The sequence below is a fragment of the Pseudomonas syringae KCTC 12500 genome (genome assembly GCF_000507185.2).
Taxonomy (GTDB): Bacteria; Pseudomonadota; Gammaproteobacteria; order Pseudomonadales; family Pseudomonadaceae; genus Aquipseudomonas; species Aquipseudomonas syringae.
Genome location: NZ_AYTM02000002.1, coordinates 5,606,936 through 5,631,824, shown reverse-complemented (window position 1 = coordinate 5,631,824; position 24,889 = coordinate 5,606,936). Strand labels below are relative to the sequence as shown.

Below are 24,889 nucleotides of genomic sequence, written 5' to 3'. Positions count from 1 at the left end.
CTAGAGCCCGACCAGCCCGGCCAGCCCGCCGATATCCGCGATCTGGTGGTAGCCGAAAGCAGCATTGGCCGGCTGTTCATGCCCCCGCGCCACGAAAGCTTTGTGCTTGATCTTCATGTCATGGGCCGACATCAGGTCATAGCGAAAGCTCGACGAAACGTGCAGCACATCCTCTGGCCCGCAGCCCAGGTTATCGAGCATGAATTCGAACGCCGCCAGACGTGGCTTGTAGGCCTGGGCCTGCTGAGCGGTGAAGACCTTGTAAAACGGTGCGCCGAGCTTGTCGACGTTAGACATGATCTGTTCGTCCATGGCGTTGGAAAAAATCACCAGGGGAATCTTGCCAGCGATTTTCTCCAAACCCGCCGGCACATCAGGATGTGGCCCCCAGGTCGGCACGGCGTCGTAATACACCTGACCTTCGTCGCGGTATTCGATGCCCCAGCGCTTGCACGTGCGCGCCAGGGCTATCTTTAGAATCTGATCATAAGGCAGCCAGTCACCCATGACCTGGTCCAGGCGATAGGCCGCGTAGTCCTTGATGAATTGTTCCATCCGCTCAACCGGTATGCGATCGGCAAACAGATCGCGCGTCAGGGCTGCGGTTTTGAAATTGGTCAATGTGCCGTAGCAGTCGAAGGTGATGTACTTAGGGCGAAGATCGCTCATGAATGCGGTCCTTGATCAGTGATGAGGTCATTACGGCGCAAACCGCTGTGGTGTGCCGAGCATCTGGCCATCATGGGGTCATTACACCACCATGAGGCCGTAAATAAGCGGTTAAATGCAGGGTTGCTTGGTACAAAACACCGTTTAAAAGGCACGTCTCAGCAGACTTTGTCGAGACGCCGGGGTGGGCTTTACAACTCGGCAAAAGCGCTTTCCAAAGCGTCAAGCACACGACCCGCCTCCCTGGCTGTCCAGATCAAGGGCGGGCGAATTTTCAGAATGCTCGCATCGGGTCCCGTGGCGGAAATGAGCACCCGTTTTTCTCGCAGATGGTTGACCAGGCGCAGAGCAGTCTGCATGTCGGGCGTTTTGCTGGCCCTGTCCTTTACCAGCTCGACGGCGAAGTACATGCCGGTGCCTCGCACGTCGCCAATGTGCTCATACCGTGCAGCCAGGTCCTTGAGTCCGGCCATTATCAGGCTGCCCACACGGTTGGCGTTGGCCATCAACTGCTCTTCGGTAATGACATCCAGCGTTGCCTGGGCGGCCGCAATCGCCACGCTGTTGCCGCCAAAGGTATTGAAATAGCGCATGTCGCGACCGAAGCTTGCGACTACCTCCGGACGCACCATCAACCCCGCCACCGGGTAGCCGTTACCCATGGGTTTGCCCATGGTGATGATGTCCGGCTCCACCGCGTGGCGCTGATGCCCCCAGAAATGCGTGCCGCTGCGACCAAACCCCGACTGGACCTCATCGGCGATGAACAGGCCTCCAGCCTTGCGCACTACCTCGGCGATCGGCCCGAATACATCCACCGGATCACAGAAAACGCCATCGGACGAGAACAGGCAGTCGGCAATGAATGCTGCGACGCCGCCGCCATGGCGTTGTATATCGCGGATCTGCGCCGCCACCTGGTCGGCCATGTAGCGACCCAGTGCTTCACGTGGAATGCGATAGGAATCCGGAGCAGGCACCCGTCGCACGAACGGGTCGAGCTTGGCATTGAGACCCAGCGACGGCGAAAAGGCCGCTACCGTCGCCGAGTTGCCGTGGTAGGCCTCGGCGGTGACGATGACGCCCGTATTGCCGGTGTGATGCCGTGCAATGCGGATGGCAAGATCGTTGGCTTCCGAACCGCTGCACGTGAACATCAAGTGCCCGTCGGCGCCCATCTCTCCGTCCGCCGTGGCGCGCAGCTGTTCGGCGTAGTCAAGAATGCCGTCCTGCATGTAACGAGTGTGGCTGCACAGCTTATTCATCTGCTCAGTGATGGCAGCGATAACGCGCGGATGGCAATGCCCCACCGACACCACGTTGTTGTAGGCATCCAGGTACTCGTTGCCGTCCTTGTCGTACAGATAAGCCCCTTTGCCACGCACGACACCCACCGGCTCGTTATAGAACAACCGATAGGCAGGCCCCAGCAAATCGATCCGACGCTGAATGTGTTCACGTGCAGCAGGGTCGAGGCGATCGACGTTGGCAGGGTTGAAGCCGTTAGGCATGTCTCCACGGACAGCCTGGATGTTTGAGTTACTCATTTAAAACCCCCTAAGCAATGGATGAATCAGTGGGCGAAGTGCATCAGAAGCGCTGACATCTGTGACGGTGACCGGTCAAGCAGCCAGTCCAGCTGGCCCCATCCCGGCGCCGCGTTCCTCAAGATGTAGGCACTGTTCTGCGGAAAAAGCTGCGAGCGCCAGGTGGTAATCAACGCTCTGGCAACCAGGCGCGCCATGGCCAGATGAGGGATAAGCGCCAGCTCCTCAGGCGTGAGGTCGGCAACGTGCAGGTAACCTCTGAGCAGGTCCTTGGCGGGGGCAAAGATATCGACGTCCTGACCGGTTTGCACTGCGAGCAACTGGTTCATCATGGCCGTGGACACATCGATGGCAATAGCGGTCTTGACGGTGTCGCCGAAATCGATGATCGCCCCGACACACTGCGGGCGATGCGCATCGATGACGATGTTCGAAGTATTGAAGTCGTTATGCAGTACTTGTTGTCGGCATCCGGCGATCAAACCCTCCACCTCGCCAAAGCGTTCGAGCGCCCGCTCCAGCGAGTGCCGACGCGCGGGCTCGACGACACCATCGAGCAGAGGCTCAAGCACCCGCAGGTGCTGCACATCCCAGCACACCTTGCGGGACTCTGCCGGGTGGACGAAGTCGGCAGTGGCCAGCCTGAGGTGCGCGAGCAATTGGCCGATCTGCTCGCGCCCTTGGGCGTTGAGGGTGGTTTTGTCCAAGGGTGTACCTGGCAGAAAGCTCAGAAGCCTTACCTGCCTTGACTCGTCGCTTGCGGTTACAACAGTGGTCAGGTACCCGCCGTCCAGCGCGGGGTAAACCCTGGGAATCGGCAGCTGGGGTGCCCTGCGCCCGATATGCTGCATGACTTCGATTTGCAGCGACAGCTCAATGGGCGACTCCTGCGGGTTGGCGATCTTGAGCACATAGGACTGACCGCTTGAACAATCGCAGCGAAACGTATCGTCTTTTTCTGTGGCGAATCGCGTCAACTGCGCGCTGATACCAAATTGCTCCAGCACGATACGCCGGCCTTCTTCCAGCGACACTGGCGTGAAAGGCGCCGCCAAATCGCCCTGCAAGGCGATAAGGCTTTCGCTGAACTGATCTTTCCCAATCACTTGCATCGCTGGACTCCTGGGCCGGCAAAGCCGTGCATGGCACGACGTCGATGCGCAGATATTGTGCTACAACTATTTTGATTGGAAGCGAATATTGCAGCTGAAAGGCCTGGTTTTCAGGTGATATCTTTTAAAAAGTCATAATAATCATATGGTTGAAATTATATAAAAAATTTCTAAAAAATTAAATTGTTGTACAGATTTAAAAGAAGCTTGATGGCTTACTGGTGTCCGCACACCCAGTCGTACTAGAATCGAGCACTCTACCGAGCCCCAACCCCCGTCGTGGTTACCATGATTCTTTCCAGCGCAAACATCGAAACATCCCCAGCCAGGCTCTCGGCTGTCGAAGCACTGGCTGCGAAGCTCAAGGCCAGGATCCTGAACGGTGACTTCGAGCCAGGCGAATTCCTGCGGGACGTCAAGATGGCGGAAGAGTATGAAGTGGCGCGCAACACGTTTCGCAGTGCGGCACAGTTGCTGGTGTCATTCGGCTTGCTGCTGAAAGTGCCTCATCGCGGATTCTGCATACCCCAGTTCGGCCCGGACGACATCGTCGACATTGCCCGGCTGCGTGGCGTGCTGGAAACTGAAGCGGTGCGCATGATTATCCTCAATGGCACGGTCCCGGCTGATGCGCTGGACGCCGTGGAAAGACTGCGCAATGCCGCACCCGACACCCCACGCTCCGACATTGTCACCGCTGATGGCGACTTCCACCGAGCGATTATCCGTGCCAGTGGCAGCGCGCGCCTGCAGCGCAGCTATGCCATGCTGGAGAGCGAGATTGAGCTGCTGCTGGTACTGCAACAACCCTGTTATGAGGACCCCAAGCAAATCGTCAAAGACCATGAGCACTTGATAGCCTGCCTTCGCAGCCGTGACTTCGAAACAGCCCGCACGGCGTTCGTCGAGCATTGGGAGGATTTGAGCGCCAAGCTGTTACGCGCACAGTTCGAGAGACGGCAATCGCTGTGAAGCCGTGCAACATCGTTCGTCATTCGATGCTGGGAAATTGCACCCCTACGCCCTGCCCCTCACATCAAAAAAACGGACCTTTTCAACGCAAAGGCGTCAAACCTGGGTATCGCTACCACCGATCAGCCTCATAAGCCCTCGACCCAGGACAACCCATGACCTTCTTCATTTTCCTTCTAGCCTGCTGCGCCGCCGGAGCAACCGGCATCATCTTCAAGCCGGGAGCATGGTACGAATCTCTTGAAAAACCGAGCTTCACCCCGCCTGACTGGGCGTTTCCGGTGGCGTGGACGACGATTTATCTGCTTCTCGCCTGGGCAGGCTATCGCCTGACGCTGATCCCCGGCAGCGAGATCGTGCTGGCCTTGTGGGCGGCTCAAATTGCGCTGAATACGTTGTGGACGCCGGTATTCTTTGGCGCGAACCGCCTCGTTGCTGCGATGGTTGTTCTGGTTTTGTTGTGGATCGTGGTTGCCGCGATGATCGTAATGGCCTCGCAACTGGACATCATCACCGGGCTGATTTTGTTCCCCTACCTGGTCTGGCTCTCGGTGGCAGCGGCGCTGAACTTCTCCATTCTTCGCCACAACCGATAAGTGCCTGACGCTGACTGCCTTATGCGTTCCCCAAGAATATGAGCGGAATATCGATTAACTGAATTCTGTTCCGCTCATCTCGGCATTCATAAGGCGCTACAGCGCGTAGCGCCGACAGTGCTCAAGATAGCCTTGCTCGTGACTGCCGACCAGTTGAACGACACTCGACCATAGCCAGGAGGGAGCGTCCAGGGTATCGGACCGATTGGCTTGCAGATCCCTGATCCACGCCGCGCGTGTGGCCAGGTCCATCTGTCTGGCGTGGGCGTTACCAACCACTTTTGCGAGATACGCTGCGGCCTGCATGGCCTCTTGCTCAGTGAGCTCATCAAGTTCCAGCTTCATGTCCTGAGGAAGCAGCTCACGTATGAAGAACGAATGATCCAGCATTCGCACGGCAACCATTCGGCTACCCAGGCCGGGTGACAGGTTCCGGGCGCCCTCCACTACCCGTTTGCCATTGTCTCTGGGCATGCGAGCCCTCGCCGTACGTGGTGCCGCTGCTGCGACGGCTTCCTTGACGTCGAGCAGGCAGAACTCTTCATCCTCTTCATCGCCAACCCCCATCAGCACTGCGTAGCGAAGCAGCCCCAGAGAGCTGCATCCTTTTACCCAATAGGCGGAGTCGAGTAAGCGCACACGGTCATCCTGGGACCTGCCTTTGAGCGATGTCACCAGCGCATGAATCTCGGGCGTTTCGCAAAGCTCCTTGATTGCATCGCGTTCCGCACGGGACAGTTGCCAGAAATGCTTGCCAAGCGGAATGGTCGGTTGTGTACCTTCGAAACGCTCCTTGGCCAGATGCTTCCAGGTGCGTTGTACCGCGCTACGCATGCCGGCTTTCACTTGTGCAGGACGATCGGGCTCTTCATCGTCGTCGCCCAAAAAAGCTTCTTCGTAGCCCTGCATCATCTCTTCCAGCATTCTTGCCGTGGTAACGCCGGGCAGATCCGAGCCTCGAGCAGCTGTCGCCAACGACAACCCAAGCCTCACCAGGTCATGGGCAGGATTACCGATCACAGCTTGATCGAGGTCGCGGATATGCATGTCGATGCGCCCTCTCGAATCTCCCGTGGGCCCCAGGTTGCCGGCGTGACAATCGCCACAGATCCAGACCGGCGGACCGCTGGGCAGACGTCTGCCCGACTGACTGTGAAGCCACTCATAGAACTGTGCGGTATTGCCTCGCACGAACGCGTGCGCAGACCGCGCCATCTTTAGATTGCGCAGGTTGATGAGGGATTTGAGACGTGTATTTGGGCGAGGCGTTTTCATCGGAAAACCTTGAAGAGGGTTATTCCATTGACTCTTCATGTGACACGAATGTTTCAAGATATTTCATATCTGATCGCTGTTTGTCTTCAGCGTCCAAGCCGGACTCAAACTGCCTCAAGCCCTTTGCCCCCGCAAACTGGCGAGGTCGACCGTCAACAAGAAAAGAAAAAGAGAAAGCAGTGTGTATTCCCGGTCAAAGCGGCCCAGACGACCCGACCGGAAATACACCTGCGCACGCAACGTTACAGCTTGAACTGCGCAACCATGGTATTGAACGAAGTCGCCAGGCGTGACAGTTCCTGACTGGACGCGCTCGTTTGATTGGCACCTGCTGCCGACTGTGCGCTCAGTTCCTGGATGTTGACCAGGTTGCGATCTACTTCGCGTGCCACCTGGGCCTGCTCTTCGGACGCCGAGGCAATCACCATGTTACGCTCGTTGATCATCCCCACGCCGCTGGTGATTTTTTCCAGGGCGCTGCCGGCGCGCTGAGCGAGTTCCTGGGTGTTGGTGGCCGTCGCCAGGCTTTTGCTCATTGCAGCGACCGCACCGTCGGCACCGGACTGCACGGTACCGATCATGCCTTCGATTTCCACCGTTGAAGCCTGGGTGCGGTGCGCCAGAGCGCGCACTTCGTCGGCTACTACAGCAAACCCTCTGCCTTGCTCACCGGCGCGTGCAGCCTCGATGGCAGCGTTCAGCGCGAGCAGGTTGGTCTGTTCCGCGATGCTGCGGATGACCTCAAGCACTTTGCTGATATCCCGGACATGGCCGGCGAGCGTTGTGACCGACCCCGTTGACTCGGTGATCTCGCTGACCATCGTGCCGATGCCCTTGACGGTATTATCCACCTGGCCCCGCCCGTTAGCGGCGTCGGTTGCCAGTGATTTCGACTCCTCCGACGTAGACACCGCATTGCGGGCTACCTCTTCCACAGCCGCCGTCATTTCATTCACTGCCGTTGCAGCCTGTTGAATCTCGTCATTTTGCCGAGTAAGACCGCGGGTGCTTTCTTCCGTGACCGCGCCAAGCTCTTCGGCAGCCGAAGCAAGCTGATCGGACGCGCTGGAAATCTCCTGAATGGTCCGCTTCAAATTGCCCTGCATCGTGCCGATCGCATTGAGCAACTGCCCTGCTTCATCGCCTCGGGTGCTGGAAACGCTCTGGGTCAGGTCACCCGATGCAATACGTTGTGCAATTTCAATAGCGCTTCTCAGCGGCCCGCTAATCATGCGAGTGATCAGAATACCCAACATGATCGCCACCACAAACGCGATGACAACACCCGCGGTCAGCATGAATACCGAGGTGCTTTGCAACCTGTCAGCGGCTTCTGCACCCTCTTTGATTTGGCGCTTGTTGGAGTCGATCATGATCTGCAGATAGCCGCGAGCCTTGTTGAACTCCCCGTCAGCCAGCGCGTTTAAACGAATGCGCGCATCTTCCAGTTTGCCGGCCTGTTGCAGGTCAAAGATATTCTGGGAAGCAGACATATAGGCTGGCATCAAGGCGTCGTACTGATCACCCGCTGCACGTTCATCGTCCTCCAATGGAGTCGCGCGGTAGATGGCATAGACTTTTTGCGCACGCTCAAGCTCGGCGTTGATACTTTGACGCATTTTCTCCGCCGTGGCCGTGTCCTTGGCATCGAGCAAACGGTAAAGCCCGCGGTTATGCGTGGTCAGGGCGGTCATCGTCTCGTTGGTGTTGGCCACTGAAACCAGATTATTCGAGAACGTCAGCTCAAGGGCATCGGAAAGCCGGTTGATACCGAGCATACCCACACCCCCCACAGCCAGTGTGATCACGGCGCAAACGGTGAACGCGGCCATGAGTTTTTTAGCGAAACTGGTGCGATTTATCAGGTTCATTGATTATCCATCATCGTTAAGTAAACGGCTGTCACTACCCGGAAGCCCAGCGGTGCTCATGTAAGCAGTAACAAGAGGGTTCTGCGCGCTACTGCTATAAATCGCTCATCGTTCTATGAAAGCTAGCCATCCAATTATTGTGCCAACGTTGAAACTTGATTTCGCTAGGCGAAAGGTGCTCTAGCGTCGTTGTAACGCGGACACTAGACCGTGAACTTCACAGGTCTTCAAGGATAGAAATCTTAATCATTTAGCACTGACTTTCTGCGATCTATGATCTTATCGGCATGGGGAGGATTTTCTAAATAGGAATGAAAGCTTAGATCACGTCCATTGGCTGTCTTCACTAAGGCACACTGCGATTACGGCTATCCGTTGATAACGGTGTGCGGGCGGTGATCGCTAGAGCCAGTAACCTGCAAGTACAGATAGCTTCCTTTGCAGTAGCTCCCGACTCTTCATGGCCACACCGCCCCCAGGCCCTCCAAGACAGAGGGCACATATAAATTGACAGCAACGGCAATTTGCCACTAATGTGGCGGCCTGCAGATGTATAACCGTCAGCCAACGGATTGAATTACAAGGGAATGTTTAGTATGCACGGTGCGCTCCTTCGTACTGGCAAAAGCGATGAATTCATTGCTGTAGGCGAAACCGGGCAACCTGTCTACAAGGCTGCGTTGCAACTCATTGCCGCCCTCACCCGTAAGTCGCCGTCTCTGGTGAATTTCCTCGCCGTGCCGAAAAGCAACGAGCAAGGCAGCGTCATCGACTGGTACAGCCCTGTTCAAGGTGATGTTGTGCCCTGGAGCTCGGCGACAGAAGCCGAGCGTGAAGTCGCAAGAGCCCAGCTGAATCATTTCAAGACTGCTATCGCTGAGATGAGCTCGACGCTGGTGCAGGCCGGTAACAAGGGCGGCCAAAGCGATCAGATTATTTTCGGCAAGCTGCTGGGGCTGGTCCCGCATGCACCTGCTGACAATTACGTTTACCTGATTGAAGCCACACGCACCAACGCACAAGGCGAAGCCGAGCGTTACACCCAGCCAATTCTGACGTTTTGGGGCTTCGTGCAGAACGAGGGCGACAGGCATCGTGATCCGCTTTACTTCCTGACTCCCCGAGTAGCAGCCCCCGCACCCTCCTCCTTGCCAATAACGCCTGTGTCGGAAGCTCCGGCAGTGCTGCCGTTTGTTGCAGAGCCGGCTCGGCCCTGGTGGCGGCGTTTCTGGTGGCTTTTGCCGTTGCTGCTGATTCTGGCGCTGCTGCTGTTTGGTCTGCTGAGAGGCTGTTTGCCTGTCGTGGACGTGACGTTGCCAACCGTGCCGGTCACCACAGAGAGCATTCAGCTAAAAGACCCGGCAATAGAAAGCAGCGTGGTCAGCGCTACGCCAATGCCCTCTACAGCGAACGTGGCCACTGGCGAGCCTTCTTCTGAAACGCCCGTCCAATCGCCTGCGGTAGCGCCAGTGCCCGAGCCGAAGCCGGAAGTCAGCGAGCCTGTTCCTGCCGAGCAGCCAGAGAAGCAAGAGCCACCACAGTCGCCAGTATCCAGCGCCGAATCTTCCGAGGTCAGCACTCCCGGTGCACCGTTGAGTATTCCACCTGACGCTGCGGAAGGTCCTGCAGAGTTTCTGAACGGGAATTACCGCGCCGGTGCCGGGATCATGGATGCCAAGACTTCCAGGCCGTTACGGCTTGAGTACGCGTTCGAGAAAGGCCAGGGCAAAGTCACTATCCGACGCCCGGATGGCGTGTCTTGCTCCGGCGCGATCAACGCGGCCATGAATGGCGGCAATCTGGCATTGAACAGTCAGGCCCAAGCCAGTTGCACTGACGGTAGCGGCTACGACATGCCTCAGGTGTCCTGCAAACCGGGTGCCCAGAGCATCGCTGATTGTAATGGCAACTATAGCAACACCCAATTTCCCATGTCCATGCGGCGCGAATAAAGGCTGTACCCATGCTGCCAGAACTGACGCAATTTGAAGACACCGTTCACCTGATCAATGACAGCGGAATCCAGTTTCTGGACTTCGCCGTCAAAGTTGATCTGCGTAACGAGCCTGCCGGACGTTTCGCGAAAATGGGCAATACGCTCATCGCGCGTCTGCTGCAGAACCAGGAAACCAAGCAGTACTTCCACTTCGGGCCGGTGGGCACCGCCAACCAGTCCGGTGAGCGGCTGGCGCAATCGCAGGCTCAGGAACGCCTGGTCAGCGAAGTCGATGACGAAGACCTCACGCTGGGCATGCAGTCCAGTTTCAAATTGCTGGACGGCTTGTGGCTGCCAGCACCTGTGTTTCGTTTTTTGCCGCCAGAGCGTTACGACGAAGGTCCGACCAATTGGGCACGTGTTCGTCTGATCGAGCTTGAACAGCCTGATGTCGATGGCAACACCCACCGCCTGACACTGGCATTCGACACGCGCGCGATGGCATCGGCGACGGGTATGCAATACCTGGCACCGACCCGGGACGACATCAATGCCGGCTCGTCCTTCCGCCTGGCGTGCCACGCGCGTCAGAGCCGCTGGTTTCTGGACCAGAAATGGGTGCAGGACTGGCTGGCGGAAATCTACCGTGAAGGCAACCGGCATCGCCCCAGCGAAGATGTTGAAGAAGAGTTGGTCGAGCAGCGGCACATCGGCCACTACCTCAACCTGCTGAACCTCATGGCCAAGCCTATTCCTGAGCAGCGCAGCAGTGAACCGGCACGCGTTGTCGTCCCGGAAATAAAGCTGGCCGCCAATGGCGCAGACTCCATAGACCTGCCGATTCAGGTGGATCTGGTGCTGGACGTAGGCAACTCGCGTACCTGCGGCATTCTGATCGAGAACCACGGGCAGTCCGGCGACGGGATGAAGCACAACTACATCCTGCAGATTCGCGATCTGGTCAACCCTGAGCGGGTCTACAGCCAGCCGTTCGAAAGCCGCGTGGAGTTTGCCCAGGCGTCGTTCGGCAAGGAGAATTTCTCGGTCCAGAGTGGCCGGCATGATGCGTTTCAGTGGCCGACGATTGCTCGTGTCGGCGTCGAAGCCGGGCGGTTGTCGGGCCGTCGGCGTGGTACTGAGGGCTCTACCGGCCTGTCGAGTCCCAAACGCTATCTGTGGGACGAAAACGCCTACACCCACGGTTGGCGATTCAACAATTCCTACGTGCAGACCGACAGCGAGCCCAAAGCTACTGCCGCACCGTTCTCGCACAAGATCACCAAACTCGGTCAGGCGTTCTACAAACTCAAGAATGAGGATGACCGCCTCCCTGCGTTCTCCCCGCAATACTCGCGCAGCTCGTTGATGACCTTCATGCTCGCCGAGGTGCTGACGCAAGCGCTGTTGCAAATCAACAGCCCGGCGCAACGTACGCGCATGGGGCACACCCAACGCCCTCGTCAGTTGTCCAGCATCATCCTGACAGTACCGCCGGGAATGCCGCAGGTAGAACGCAGCCTGCTAAACGACCGGCTGCTTCAGGCGCTGGCGCTGGTCTGGAAATGCATGGGGTGGCACGAAGGTGACCTCGACCCAAGTAAAGCCAAGGGGCTGAATTCGCCAGTACCCGCGCCTCGTGTGCCGCTGCCGCGCATAAAAGTGGAGTGGGATGAAGCGACGTGCGGTCAGCTCGTCTACCTGTACACCGAGATTCGTGAAAACTTTGCCGGCCATGCACAAGAGTTCTTCGACACGCTGGCACGCCCGGACAAGGCCAATCGCGAACACCTGACGCTGGCGAGTATCGATATTGGCGGCGGCACCACCGACCTGGTCATTACGGATTACTCCCTGGAACGCGGTGCAGAACAGGCCAGCGGAAGCAACGTTTCGATCATCCCCGAGCAGCGCTTTCGTGACAGCTTCAAGGTCGCTGGCGATGACATCTTGCTGGACATCATCCAGCGGTTCGTACTGCCTGCTCTGGAACAAGCGCTCAGGGATTTTGGTGTGGTTTCACCGCGCTCGCTCCTGTCGCGACTGTGCGGGGACGAAAGCACCAGCGCTCAGGAAGCCATCCTGCGCCAACAGCTCAACCTGCAAGTGTTCGTACCGCTGGGCCTGCGCTTGCTCAAGGACTACGAAACGTACGACCCTGAATTGCCAAGCCCGGTTCACGACTACCTCTTTGCTGATTTGCTGGAAAAAGATGCGATCAGTGAACGTATTCGCGAATACGTGGCCGGTGGCGTACGACGCATTGATGGTGGCCGTGATGGCTTCGAGCTGGGTCAGGTCGTGCTGCGTATCGATCTGCCAGCCATTCATCAGGCTTTCCTCAAAGGCCAGATCAACCTGAGCAAGATCCTTGATGCATTGTGCGAAGTGGTCTTCCAGTACCCTTGCGACGCGCTGCTGCTGACCGGCCGTCCTTCGCGCCTGCCAGGCGTGCAGGCTTACATACGCCGCAAAGTGCCGTTGCCACCGGGGCGCATCGTGCCCATGAACGGTTATCGTACCGGCGGGTGGTACCCCTTCCACCGCAATGGCCAGATTGACGACCCCAAGAGCACGGCTGCGGTCGGCGCGATGCTGTGCCTGCTCAGCGAGCAGCGCAAAGTGTCGAACTTCTATTTCAGTGTGGGCCGGCTCAAGCCGTATTCGACCATGCGCCATATCGGCAAGCTGGACGAAAACAATCTGGTCATCGATCACGACATGCTTTATCGCGATGTGATCAAAAGCGACGCGCAAGGCAACGAATTCCTGCAATTGCACGAGCCGCAACTCGACGGTCCGCAGTTGCGGGTGCTGGGCAAAACCCGTCTGGGTTATCGACAGCTCAACGCCGAGCGCTGGGTCGCGGCGCCCTTGTATCTGATCGAACTCACCGAGCGCGGCACGCGAAAACTGGTGGGCAAACCGACCAAGGACGGCAAGGAAGCCTGCCTGCTGCTGCGTTTTCGAGTTGATGGCGCAGATGCCGACCGTGGCGATGCAGAGATCATCGCCGAAACCCTGGTGATCGACGACAACATCGAAAGTAACACCGGCGAGTCCTTTGATCGCAAGGACGTGAAACTACAGCTCTACACCATGTTGAGCGCCGAAGGTGGTGCCTCCAACTATTGGCTCGACAGCGGGAGCGTGAGTCCGAAATGACTACTCTGACCACCAGACAGATACAACTCGCCCATGCCTGGACATCCGTTCACACCGGTGCTGGCCTGGCCCTGGACTGGGTCGCCAATGTGGCCGAAAAGGTCGAAGAAGTGGCCACCAAGGCCGACGCCCTCAGCCGTGACTTGCACCGCGCGCGCAACCTGTCCCGCAGCCTGGGGCGGGTTTCGACGACGCCCATGGGTATCGGTTTCTTTGGCCTGTCGCAAGCTGGCAAGAGCTACCTGATTTCCGCCTTGGCGGCGGACGAGAAAGGCCAGTTGCTAACCCGGCTGGGTACTCAGCAACTGGACTTCATCAAGCACGTGAACCCGGTGGGCGGCGGCAAGGAGGCTACCGGTCTGGTCACGCGATTCACCCGCACTGCTGCCCCAAGCCTGGACCCTCACTTTCCGGTTGAGCTGCGTCTGTTTCGCGAGGTCGAGATCGCAATCATCCTGGCCAACGCCTGGTTTGAAGACTTCGATCATCAACGCCTTGACAGTCAAGTCACCGATGCGCAAATAGAGGCTGTTCTGCAGCGCTTCGAAGCACAATTGGCAGCGGCTCCAACACCCGGAGTCAGCAGTGACGATGTGGTACTGCTCTGGGATTACCTGGAGCATCATTACGCTAACGCCATGCGCCCGCTGAACGCGCGCTATTGGCCTTGCGTGATAAAACTGGCTCCGCGATTGTCCGTACGCGAACGCGCCCAGTTGTTCGAGCCGCTGTGGGGCGGCATAGGCAAAATGACCGAAACCTATGAACAACTGGCCTCTGCCCTGCACCGCCTGGGTCTGGCGGAGACGGTCTTTACGCCTATCAGCGCACTGGTCACCGAGCGTGACGGGCAACTGGTGCAAAGCAACAGCATCATCAACGTCGATATTCTCAGCCGTCTTGGTGGTAGTGCGGATTCACCCATAGAGGTGCGTCCAGCCCATGATGGCACCTTGCGCCCCGCCGTATCGGTGAACAGGGCCGAGCTGGCGGCGCTTACCAACGAGCTTATTTTTCGTCTGGACAACGAGCCGGCCAACGCGATTGTCAACAGCGTCGATCTGCTCGACTTCCCGGGCTACCGCAGCCGCCAAAATCTGATGAGCATCAACGAGGCCAGCGAAGTCGACAGCAATGGCACCGCCAACAATCCGGTCGCCCGGCTACTGCTGCGCGGCAAGGTCGCTTACTTGTTCGAACGCTACACCAACGAGCAGGAAATGAACGCGCTGGTGATGTGCACCAGCACCTTCAAGCAGAGCGAAGTGGTGAGCGTCGGTCCAGTGCTCAAGAGCTGGATCGACAAGACCCAGGGCACTAGTCCCCAGCAGCGCGATGGCCGTGCCAGCGGGCTGATCTGGGCGTTGACGATGTGTGACGGCTTTATCGGCGGCGCGCTCAACGGCGAGACCGTGCAGTTTCCCGAAGGCTGCGACAACATGCTCAAACTGACCATGATCGAGCGATTCGGCAACGAAGACTGGATGAAGCAATGGGGCAGCACGCCCTTCAAGAACACCTATCTGGTGCGCAAGCCGCGCTTCAAGACCAGCTTCATCGAGTTGGCGGCGGACGGTGAAGAACGCGCTTACAGCGACTCATCGCACACTGCGCTACAGGCTCTGCAACACGCGTTCAGCAACAGTGAGCTGGTCAAACGCCATGTGGCGGAGCCGCAGGAAGCCTGGCAAGCGATGCTTACGCTGAACGACGGCGGCATGACCCGTTTCAGCTCGGCGTTCAGTCCGATCGCCAACATCGACTTCAAGTTACAGCGTATTGCCGAGCAACTGGACGAGTTGATGGTGCAATTACTGCCGCGCCTGGAGGAGTACTACGAAGCCGGTGGCGAAGACGAACGGGCCAAGAAGAAGGTCATCGCCAACATGATTGCCCGTCCGTTCGCGACGACGCCGCACGGTAAGCATGTACTTGGCGAACTGCTCGGTTACATGGCGCTGCCAGAACAGCAGTTGCGCGACCTTTACCTGAACGGTGATTTCGGCAGCCCTGCCAGTGACGTCACTGCAGTGGTGCAGGCTGTCGGCAAGCCTGAAGTGGAATACGACATATTCGGCGAGGCCATCGCATCGACTGCCACGGTTGAAACGCCCGCAGCAGCGGCCATAGCGCCGCAATACCAGAGCCACGAACACCGCTTCGCCAGAGCCGCATTCGACCTGTGGGCAACGCACCTGCGAAACCTCAGCCGGCGCCAGCACCTGCTGGACCTTTTGGAGCTGCCCGCCGAGGCCATCGCCCTGCTGGTCAAGGAACTGGTGGTCTGCGCCGAGCGCCTGGACTTGCCGTTGCAGCTCAGCAACGCGCTGCTCAAACGTGCCCAGAGCGGTGTGCGCAGAGAAAACCTGGTGCAGCGCCAGGTGCTGACCGCGCAACTGCTGCTCAACGACTTCGCCGCCTGGTTCGGGCACACCGCCCAGCCTGCGGGTCAGCGGCCAACGGGCCTGCTGGGTGCCAAACAACCGTTGTTTGCCTTTTATCAAAAGGAAATGCCAGGTCGCTTCCCGCACCTCGCAGCGCAAGCCGACGACCAGAGCGTGATTTTCGCTGATGACTGGATTTCTGGCATTGCCATTCATACCCAGAAAAACGTCGGTCACCGCAAAGGCAAAGAAATCACTCCTGAGCAAAACGAGGCCATGGGCCGCGTTATCCAGGCGTTCAAAGCGAGATAATTCATGTCCATCACAATCAAACTCTCACCGCTGGCAAGTCCGGTTCCCGGCTGTGGCTTTCTCCAGGTACGTGGCTGGGAGCATGATGTAGGCAATCTGGAATTTGCTATCCAGCGCAACCAGGACGACTACTACCTGCAGCACAGCCAGCAATGGGCCAATGCGCCCTGCTGGTTCGCCCAGCATTTTGTGGAAGACGCCCAAGGCGATTCGATCAGCCATGAGGTAGGTCCGGATATTGTCGACCCACTTCTGCAGAATTCGGCAACCGGGGTATTCAATTTTCGTTTGCGCAACCCAGATGGCAGCGGCGAAGACGATAATCCGATGAAGCTGATGGAGGGCCTGGCCCTGTCCGGCGCGGGTAGTGCTACTGGACCCGGTGCCGCGCAAACCACCGTCAGCCTCGCCGCAGCGTCACAAACAGCACTTCCGGTAGTGGACCCTGCTTCGTCGCCATTGCCTGAACCAGCCGAGCCGGCATTGCCGGACCCGGTTGTCGAGCCAGTCACTCCGATACCGGCGCCCGAGAAGCAAAACCGCAAGGTATTGCTGCTGATTATCGGTCTGGCATTGCTTGCGATCATCGCGGCGGGCCTGTGGTTCTTGCTCAAAAAAGCACCTGCCCCCGAGCCCGCCGTTGCGACGACAACTCCTGCGGCTGTGGCTCCCGCTGCCGCTGCGCCCTGCAGCGTAGAAGCGTTAAACAGCGAAAACGAGTTGAGTTTTGTTCAAGGCTGCATCAAGCAGGCGCCTGACAGCGCAACCCTGTTGAACGTCATCGGTCTAGCCAAAAACAACAAGCAGTGCGGTGTCGCCCAGCGCCTTTACGCGAATCGCGCCCAGGCCGGCAACGTCGAAGTGGCTCAGGCCTATGCGCGTGAGTACGACCCTAAATACCTGCAACCCAGCGCTTGTTTCACCACCCCTGACAACGCCACTGCCGCTTACTGGTACGAAACCATCCTGGGTTATCAGGCAGATAACGCAGAAGCCGCTCAGCGCCTGAAGGAGCTCAAGCCGTGACAGTGCGTAATTTTTCACTGACCCTCATAGCCTGCGCGTGTCTGGGGTCCGGCTGGGCCTCGGCGGCCGACAAACCGTTGTTGCAGGAAGGCAAAAAGACCCTGTTCCAGCGCGTGCTTACGACTCCGGGTTGCCACCTGAGTGCAGCCGCTGGCGGCCCTGCCGGTGCCGAGCAGCCTCCTTTCAGTCGTTTCTATGTTTACGAGCATGCCAATCCAGGCAATGCCGACTGGATCAAGGTCGGCCCGGACAGCTTCGGCAAAATCTCCGGCTGGCTGCCGACAGCATGCACCGTGGATTGGAAAATGCAGCTCACCCTCGCATTCACCAACCCGGCCAATCGCGACCGGTTGATGTTTTTCAAAGAACGCAAAACGCTTGAAAGCATTCTGGATGCACCGGATCCGGTAAGCCTTGTCGCACCGCTACGCGCTAAGCTCAAACAAAGCACAGTGGCACCAGGCGTGCTGGCCCAAGAGCCGGAATACTTCATCGACATGCAGAAGCAGTTTTATTTGCTGCCGGTTCTCAGCGGCGAAGAAGTCATGACCGAAGCGGGTTTTCGCACTCGCATCCTCAATGTGGCGTCGGTGAGCAAGGCTGATGCAGTTACAGCCGCAGCTGCTCAACAGGCCCAGTCCGGAGCGAGTCCGGGCCAGGCGCAGGCAGTGGCAAACGCCACCAGCCAGCTCAAAGAGTTCAGTGCCGCGGTAGTGTTCGTGATTGACTCGACCATTTCCATGGACCCCTACATCGAGCGGACCCGAGAAGCGATCAGCAAGGTATACGCGCAGATTGCCAAAGAGAACCTCGGGCGGCAGGTGAAGTTCGGTCTGGTGGCATTTCGTTCCAGTACCCAGGCTGTGCCAGGGCTGGAATACGTGACCAAGATGTATGCCGACCCCAATACCGTAAAAGACGGTGCGGATTTCCTTGCCAAAGCCGCGGACCTGAAACAGGCCAAAGTGTCGAGCAAGAGCTTCAATGAAGACTCCTACGCCGGTGTCATGCAAGCCATCGACAAGGTCGACTGGAGCCCGTTCGGTGCGCGCTATGTGGTATTGATCACCGATGCGGGCGCGCTGGATGGCGATGACAAGCTATCCGGGACCGGGCTGAACGCCGAGCAGGTACGGATCGAAGCCAGCAACCCGGGCGTCGCCATTTACACCCTGCACCTGAAGACGGCGGCAGGTGCCAAGGACCACGCCAAGGCAGAAGCGCAGTATCAGGCGTTGTCCACTTACACGGGCACCAACACCTCGCTTTATTACCCGGTTGATGCAGGTGATCTGGATGCCTTTGGCAGCAAGGTCGACGCGCTGGCCAGCGCTATCACCGGTCAGGTCAAAGCCGCCTACATGGGCGACGACGCTATTGGAAGTGCAATGAACTCCAAGGCCGCGCCTGCCGAGCAGAAAATGCTCGATGATGCTGCTCTTATAGGTCATGCCATGCGCCTGGCTTATCTCGGAGAAAAAACCGGCGCCCAGGCACCGCCAGTCTTCCAAGCATGGATTGCCGACCGCGACCCGATCAAGCAGAACGTCCCGACCACCGATGTGCGGGTCCTGCTGACCAAGTCACAGCTCAGCGACCTCAGTGACGTGCTCAAGAAAATTCTTGATGCCGCCAATGAAGGCCTTATTTCGCCAAGCGAAATGTTCGAACGGTTACGCTCGGTTGCCGCCACCATGGGGACCGATCCCAATCAGCTTAAGCAGGACGGTACTGCCAAGCTCTCGGAACTGGGTGTGCTGGGAGAATACCTGGACGATCTGCCTTACCACAGTGAAGTCCTCAACCTCGATGAAGAAACCTGGAAAAGCTGGGATGGTCTCGCTCAGGAGAAATTCATCCGCACCCTGTCGACCAAGCTGCGCCATTACCAGGTATACAACGCAGATGTGGACCGCTGGGTGCCGTTGGCCGAGGGCAGTGATGCCCGTGACAACGTCTATCCGGTACCACTGGAAATGATGCCCTGACATGCTCCGGATCAAAGGACTGAATGTGCAGCGAGGGAGCGGCGTACAGGCACATCGGGTACAGCTGCCCGAGCTGAGTCTGGCTCGTGGGCAGGTCATGGCGATTACCGGCGAAAGTGGTTGCGGCAAGAGCACCCTGCTCGAGGCTCTTGGCTTGCTGCTGGCGCCTGAAAGCGTCGCGCACTATTGCCTTGATGGTATGGACATCGCGGCTTTGCTTAAGGCTGATGATCAACCTGCACTGGCTGATGTAAGAGCGCGATCATTAGGCTTTGTTCTGCAAAGCGGCGGACTGCTGCCGTTTCTCAACGCCCGGGACAACATCAATCTGCCCCGTCGGCTACTGGGTCTGGCCAGCAAAAGTGATCACGTTGAACGAGCCATTGCTGCGCTGCACCTGGAGACGTTGCTGGACCAATTTCCGCAGGCTCTGTCTATCGGCGAACGTCAACGCGTGGCCTGCGTGCGCGCCATTGCCCATCAGCCGCGCCTGATACTCGCCGACGAACCTACAGCTGCCCTGGATCCACATAACGCCCGTCAGCTGTTCGAGCTGTTATTGGGCCTGGTCGGTGAGCTGGGTTTGAGTGCTCTTATTGTTTCGCACGATTGGCAACTGGTGAACAGCTTTGGCATCACCCGTTTGAATGCCGTCAGCCTGCCTGGAGTGACGCGTTTTGAAACGTCCCTTTGAGCGCCTCGGCCTTCTGGCAACCCTGGCCATTGCAGACTTGTGGCATGACCGCAAAGTGTCGCTGTGCATTGCGGCTTCGCTGGTCGCCGTCATCGCCCCGCTGTTACTGCTGTTCGGGCTCAAACACGGCGTGGTCGGCCAGTTGCAGGCAGAACTGTTGCGTGACCCGCGCAACCTGGAGATCAAGTTGCTCAGCAGCGGCAACTACGACGAACGGTGGCTCAGTAGTCTTCAGCAGCGACCCGAAACCGGCTTTGCCCTTGGGATGACTCGCTCGCTTAACACCCAGGCCGACCTCATCGGCAGCGGTGGTCGCTTTGTAGACAATGCGGAAATCCTGCCAACAGGGCTCGGCGATCCGTTGCTGGGTAAGCATGCCAGTGCGCTTCTGCCCGACCAGGTCATTCTCAGCGAAGCAGCTGCCAGACGTCTGATATTGGCCGTTGGCGACACTCTGCGCCTGGTCGTTCAGCGGCGTCTCGACGGGGTATCCGAGCGTGGCGAGGCTACCCTGACCCTGATCGATATTCTGCCGGCAGCCAGCTTTTCGCGACCTGCCGCATTTGCTCATCCCGATCTCTTGCTGCAGCTGGAGCGTTTTCGGGACGGTTTTGCAATTTCTGCGTTGGGCGCCACCAGCGGCCAGGCAGACGAGCATCTGACGCCCCGCTACGCCCGCGCCCGTCTGTACGCCCGTGATATCGACAGCGTCGCGCCACTGGAGCGCTGGTTGAATGCTCAACATATCGAAACAGGAAGCCGGCTGGCTGATATCGACAATGTAAAAGCCATCAATCATGTGCTCGGCGTGATCTTCGGGGTTATCGCCGGGGCCGCTTTGTTGGGCTGTATCGCTTCGCTTATAGGTGCCTTCCTCGCCAACATTGATCGCAAACGCCGCAGCCTCGCATTGCTGCGGCTGATGGGGTTCACAGCCCCCGCAGTGGCGGGTTATCTGGTTCTGCAGGCATTGCTGCTGGCCGCGGTTGGCTACCTGGGAGGACTGGGTTTCTACTTTGCGGGTAGTGAGGCGTTCAATCACCTGCTGGGCGGCCAGCGCATCACCGGCGGTTTCATTTGCCAGATCACCCCCTTTCACGGCCTTGCCGCACTGGCGCTTGCGTTGGTGGTTTCAGCGCTGGTCGCGCTGGCAGGTGCCACCCGAGCCATCCGAATTCAACCTGCGGAGAGTCTGCGTGAACTCTAAATACTGGGGCCAGGTGCTCTTTCTACCCTTCACCCTGATCTGTTTTCAGACGTTTGCCGCGACTTGGGATGAGAAACTCTACAACCCGATGCCTGACGCTGAAGACGTAGTGCTGCCTATGCCGTGTGATGGCGCCATGGTCTTTCGCAAGGTATTTATCCCGCTGGCCGGTCCGCTTGATGATTATCCAATCAATATCGGTGGCGATAACGCCGAATATGGCTACGTAGAACAGACTCGTCCGGCCTTTATTGCAGGCAGCTTCACTAACGAAAAAGACGCTAAATCACGTTACTACCTGTTGGCGAAGTACGAGATGACTGCGCTGCAATACAGCGCACTAACACAGGCAGAATGTCCGACACCGTCGAACAAGCAGCGCTTGCCCATAGTCTCGTTGAGCTGGATACAGGCTATGGACGCCGCCGATAAATACAATGTCTGGCTACGCGAAAATGCCGCAGACAAACTGCCGAAAGAAGATGGTATAGCTGGGTTTTTACGCTTGCCGACTGAGGTCGAGTGGGAGTTTGCGGCGCGCGGAGGCTTGAGCGTCAGTACTGCGGAGTTTCGTGACCTGAGGTACCCGATGCCGGAAGGCTTAAACGCCTACGAATGGTTCGCCGGGACGCAATCTTCCAATGGTCAGTTGCAACTGGCCGGTTTGCTCAAGCCGAACCCGCTTGGTCTGCACGACATGCTTGGCAATGTCGACGAGATGATGTTCGAGCCGTTCCGACTGAACAAGCTTGACCGCCAACATGGCCAGGCTGGCGGCTATGTAGTGCGCGGCGGTGACTACCGCACAGCGCAAGGCGAGCTGCGCAGTTCGCTGCGCAAAGAGCGCAACTACTATGATGCAAAAGCCGCAGCCACCAGCAAAACCACTGGCGTACGCCTGGCATTGGCGTCCAGCACGTTGACCTCCCGCGAGCGTGTCAGCAGCATCGAGAGCAGTTGGAAAAAGCTTGGCACCGGCAGTGGAGAGGCTGGCCAAACTGAGGACAAGAATGCCGTGCAGACGCTTGGAACGTTGGCCTCGGGCGTATCCGACGAAGCATTGAAAGAAAAGCTCAAAGCGTTGGAAAACCAGTTGCGCGCGAGTAACCAGCAACAGGAGGAAACTCGCGATCAGGCGATTCGCGCCAGCCTGAATCTTGGTGCCTTTCTGTGCACGAAAATGCTCGACGATGGCAAATACCTCGACTTCCTGCAGAAAAACTACGCACTCAACTGCTCTGCCGCCGAGCAGGATGCCAGTTGCCCGATGCGTAAAGGCAAGCTCGACGAGCAAAAAGACCGACTGCACAAGCTAAGCCGCTACTACGCAAGTAGCCTGGTAGATTCCGCGACCCTCTACGGAGAGCCTTTGCTGGCGCGGCAAATACCGGTCATGGGCGAAATCATCAGTCCCAACGAACAGCTCAAGGAGCTCAAGCCTTATTTGCAGACCCACTGGGTCAATCAACAGGCTTTTCTGAAAACCCAGAAAATAGACACCGATGCATGGCTGAACCGCTGTAAGGCAGTCCAGTAATTCGTCGTCAGGATTAATCAAGGAGCAACAGTATGGAACATGTACGTCGTCATCTGCCGAGGGCCATGTTGGGCCTGATCATCTCCGTCAGTATGGTGCTGTCCGGCTGCGCCAACAATGGCACTGGCAGCAGCCTGCTTGGCTCAGGCACCGCCCCCGATCCACGTCTGACCAAAAGTACCGATTCGTCATTTTTCTCTACTTCTGGCCTCACCGCCTGCGCGGCTGCTGCAGGCGTAGGTATTCTGGCCTGTGCCGTTGCGAGTCCCAGCGACAAGGTAAAATGCATGGTTGTGGCGGGTATTGCTGCTTGCGGCGTCGCTATGGGGGCGAACTATTACTATGACTACCGCCGCAGCAAGTATTCCGACACCACCCAACGCCTGCAGTTGATGAGTGACGATGTAAAAGCCGACACCGAAAAAGTTGCCCAGCGTACGTACACGCTGCAGCAGGTTATCAACGACGACAAAGAGCGCATCGCAGGTATTCAGAAATCGATCAAAACCAAGACTCTGGACAAAGCCAAGGCTCAGCAAGAGATCGCCAGTGTCGACAGCAACCTGGCTCAGATGAATAAAGACCTGACCGGCATGCGTTCCAAAGTAGCGGAATACAAGAAGACCGCTGACCTTGAGCGCGCCAATAGTGGCGGCACACAGGTCGCTGCAATCGACGGTGATATCAGCAAAATGAACAGCAAGGTCGCGTCTTTGCAAAAAGAAGTGGACGGCCTTTACAGCCAGCGCCAAGCCATCACATTGGGTTGAACTGAACATGAATATTAGAGCACTGATTGCCAGCTCGGCCCTGTTGCTTATGGCCGGTTGTGCCACTCAACCCGGCAGCTGTGATTCAAACAACGCCGAGGCGAGCCTGATCACCAAGATGAACTGCGACCATTCCGGTGGTTACAGCGATCAGGTCCGCAAACGCGAGCAGGCGCTGACCGATGCACGCGCTGAAAACGCCTCCTTTCGCGACGTGTACAACGCCCTGCAAGAGCAGCGACACTCGACCAGCAAGAGCCTTGCCGAGCAACAAAGGCAACAGGCGACGCTGGACAGTTCAATGAGCAAGCTCTTGAGCCAGCTCAAGGCCCGGCATGCCGACAAGGCGCAGGTGCAACAACAGATCGCAGATCTTGAAAAACAGATGGCCGACAAGAAAAAGGTTGTCGCCAGTGCCGACCCGGCAGTGGTCGAGGCACGCCAGCAAGAACTCAAAGCTCTGCAGCAGAAGGTTTCCAGACTGCAGCTAAGTCTGGGTTACGAATAAAGCGTAAATATCTTCAGAGGCCCCATGGGGCCTTATCTGATCCGGGACCGGTCCCATGCAACGCATCACTATCGACGCCACGTCCCACCCTGCCGAGCTGCTGAACACACTGGAGAGCAAGGTTGCGTTGCTGCGTCGCCAATTTCCGCCCAGCGTGTCCAGCCTGTTTGCCATTCCGCGTGCGGGTACCGACGGCACGCTGCAATGGTGGTCTGAACTAGGCGGTCAGCCCCTGCCGTATCACAGCCTCGACGCTGGCGCGCAACAGGCGTTGCTCGCACGCTACCTGCAGCGCCAGCAAGCCATTGTGCAGTTGGCGGATGAGCTGCAGGCGCGCGATAGAGCTGATGAGGCCAATAGCCTTCGTACGCTTGTCGGCGCCCCTGCGCTGAACAACCTTTATAGTCTCAATGACGAGCCTGTAGTCATCCGCTGGGGTATGGCGCAGCCAGTGGCCCCTGCAATCCCGTCGACATTACCAGTGTCATCACTCGCCAGCCCGGCATCAAGGCGATGGTGGCTGCGTATTCCGGTTTTGCTGCTATTGCTGCCGTTACTGTTGATACTACTGTGGCTGCTATGGGCATGGCGCGGGAGCGTATGGAACGTGTTCAACACGGCCCCTATGGGTAATTACTCATGCACACAGGGTGTGCCCGCCCCTGACTTTGCCGTGGTGCTGGATACTTCCGGCTCGATGAATCTGAACATCGATACGTCTTCTGAAGACGAGGCCTGGATGTATCAGGTCGGTGGCGCGCTCCCCGCCGACAACCCGAGAAAAGCTCGCGTGCTGGCTGAACCGACTCGCCTGACTGTCGCCAAGCAAGCCTTTGGCGCGATGCTCGGGCAACTGCACCCAGACGTTGATACACGCTTGATCACTTTTCAAGGCTGTGAGGGCACGGTCGATCAAGGCGTGTTCCAGCGTGATGCGCGTCAGCAATTGCTGGCCGGGGTTGGAAAACTCAGCGCAGACGGGGGCACGCCATTAGTCGCCAGCCTTATCAAGGCGGCAAGTCTGGTGGACGGGCGTTTTAAAGATGCCTTGGTGGTCATGTTTGTCGATGGCGAGGACGGTTGTGGGCAAAACGCTTGCGAGGTGTCCGCCCGTATCGCCCGTCAGCAGCCAAGATTGCGGATCAATGTTGTCAATATCAGCGATAGCAAACTTTCAAACTGTATCGCTGAAAATACCGGTGGCCGTGTATATGCCGCGCGCGAAGCGGGAGAGGTACAAAGGATGCTGCGCGAAGCCATGGAAGAAGTCGCAGCGGCCCCCGCGTGTACAGAGAAAAAAATCCCCGGCGAGTGATATGGCCA

The 24,889-nt window shown here is 58.0% G+C and carries 17 protein-coding genes and 2 pseudogenes; 13 read left to right on the top strand and 6 right to left on the bottom strand.

Annotated elements, in window-relative coordinates; genetic code table 11:
- From V476_RS24480 to V476_RS24470, 3 genes are all read right to left on the bottom strand, one after another.
- A complete protein-coding gene (locus V476_RS24480) occupies positions 1-669 on the bottom strand; it encodes a haloacid dehalogenase type II (protein WP_003426786.1) in 669 nt (222 codons plus the stop codon).
- Between the two features lie 191 nt (positions 670-860).
- Positions 861-2,216 (bottom strand): aspartate aminotransferase family protein, encoded by a 1,356-nt coding sequence (locus V476_RS24475; protein WP_024960366.1) that lies wholly within the window; start codon positions 2,214-2,216, stop codon positions 861-863.
- A 26-nt stretch (positions 2,217-2,242) separates the two neighbouring features.
- Positions 2,243-3,328 carry a phosphotransferase gene (locus V476_RS24470; RefSeq protein WP_024960365.1) on the bottom strand — a complete coding sequence of 362 codons (1,086 nt, stop codon included), beginning with the start codon at positions 3,326-3,328 and terminating at the stop codon, positions 2,243-2,245.
- 288 nt (positions 3,329-3,616) lie between these two features.
- On the opposite strand from V476_RS24470, the gene V476_RS24465 reads away from it, so the two are divergent.
- On the top strand, positions 3,617-4,300 hold the full coding sequence (locus tag V476_RS24465) for a GntR family transcriptional regulator (protein WP_024665411.1): 684 nt from the start codon (positions 3,617-3,619) through the stop codon (positions 4,298-4,300).
- A gap of 155 nt (positions 4,301-4,455) precedes the next feature.
- Complete coding sequence (tspO, locus tag V476_RS24460; protein WP_024960364.1) at positions 4,456-4,896, top strand: tryptophan-rich sensory protein TspO; 441 nt, start codon at positions 4,456-4,458, stop codon at positions 4,894-4,896.
- 96 nt (positions 4,897-4,992) lie between these two features.
- On the opposite strand, the gene V476_RS24455 is transcribed toward tspO, so the two are convergent.
- From V476_RS24455 to V476_RS29510, 3 genes and pseudogenes are all read right to left on the bottom strand, one after another.
- A complete protein-coding gene (locus tag V476_RS24455) occupies positions 4,993-6,171 on the bottom strand; it encodes a DUF2252 domain-containing protein (protein WP_024960363.1) in 1,179 nt (392 codons plus the stop codon).
- A 242-nt stretch (positions 6,172-6,413) separates the two neighbouring features.
- Positions 6,414-6,998 (bottom strand): annotated as a pseudogene (locus V476_RS29515) (methyl-accepting chemotaxis protein); the annotation flags it as partial.
- Positions 6,999-7,271: 273 nt separating this feature from the next.
- Positions 7,272-8,042: pseudogene (locus V476_RS29510) on the bottom strand (MCP four helix bundle domain-containing protein); the annotation flags it as partial.
- Between the two features lie 596 nt (positions 8,043-8,638).
- On the opposite strand from V476_RS29510, the gene V476_RS24445 reads away from it, so the two are divergent.
- From V476_RS24445 to V476_RS24395, 11 genes are all read left to right on the top strand, one after another.
- Complete coding sequence (locus tag V476_RS24445; RefSeq protein ID WP_024960361.1) at positions 8,639-9,994, top strand: SrfA family protein; 1,356 nt, start codon at positions 8,639-8,641, stop codon at positions 9,992-9,994.
- 11 nt (positions 9,995-10,005) lie between these two features.
- Complete coding sequence (locus V476_RS24440) at positions 10,006-13,140, top strand: virulence factor SrfB (protein ID WP_024960360.1); 3,135 nt, start codon at positions 10,006-10,008, stop codon at positions 13,138-13,140.
- Positions 13,137-15,836: a putative virulence factor gene (locus tag V476_RS24435; RefSeq protein ID WP_024960359.1), complete on the top strand. Its 2,700-nt coding sequence runs from the start codon at positions 13,137-13,139 to the stop codon at positions 15,834-15,836. The genes V476_RS24440 and V476_RS24435 overlap by 4 nt, the downstream gene beginning before the upstream one ends.
- 3 nt (positions 15,837-15,839) lie before the next feature.
- A complete protein-coding gene (locus tag V476_RS24430) occupies positions 15,840-16,862 on the top strand; it encodes a hypothetical protein (RefSeq protein WP_024960358.1) in 1,023 nt (340 codons plus the stop codon).
- Positions 16,859-18,850, top strand: a complete 1,992-nt coding sequence (locus V476_RS24425; protein ID WP_024960357.1) for a vWA domain-containing protein — start codon at positions 16,859-16,861, stop codon at positions 18,848-18,850. The genes V476_RS24430 and V476_RS24425 overlap by 4 nt, the downstream gene beginning before the upstream one ends.
- Position 18,851: 1 nt before the next feature.
- The gene (locus tag V476_RS24420) at positions 18,852-19,544 is read left to right on the top strand and encodes an ABC transporter ATP-binding protein (RefSeq protein ID WP_024960356.1); all 693 of its coding nucleotides are present in this window, start codon (positions 18,852-18,854) and stop codon (positions 19,542-19,544) included.
- A complete protein-coding gene (locus V476_RS24415) occupies positions 19,528-20,751 on the top strand; it encodes an FtsX-like permease family protein (protein ID WP_024960355.1) in 1,224 nt (407 codons plus the stop codon). Before V476_RS24420 ends, V476_RS24415 begins: the two co-directional genes overlap by 17 nt.
- Before the next feature lie 88 nt (positions 20,752-20,839).
- A complete protein-coding gene (locus V476_RS24410) occupies positions 20,840-22,288 on the top strand; it encodes a formylglycine-generating enzyme family protein (RefSeq protein WP_373365879.1) in 1,449 nt (482 codons plus the stop codon).
- Positions 22,289-22,320: 32 nt separating this feature from the next.
- Positions 22,321-23,058 carry a hypothetical protein gene (locus V476_RS24405; protein ID WP_024960353.1) on the top strand — a complete coding sequence of 246 codons (738 nt, stop codon included), beginning with the start codon at positions 22,321-22,323 and terminating at the stop codon, positions 23,056-23,058.
- A 7-nt stretch (positions 23,059-23,065) separates the two neighbouring features.
- Complete coding sequence (locus tag V476_RS24400) at positions 23,066-23,566, top strand: hypothetical protein (protein ID WP_024960352.1); 501 nt, start codon at positions 23,066-23,068, stop codon at positions 23,564-23,566.
- A 55-nt stretch (positions 23,567-23,621) separates the two neighbouring features.
- Positions 23,622-24,881 carry a vWA domain-containing protein gene (locus V476_RS24395; RefSeq protein ID WP_024960351.1) on the top strand — a complete coding sequence of 420 codons (1,260 nt, stop codon included), beginning with the start codon at positions 23,622-23,624 and terminating at the stop codon, positions 24,879-24,881.
- The last annotated feature ends 8 nt before the right edge of the window (positions 24,882-24,889 follow it).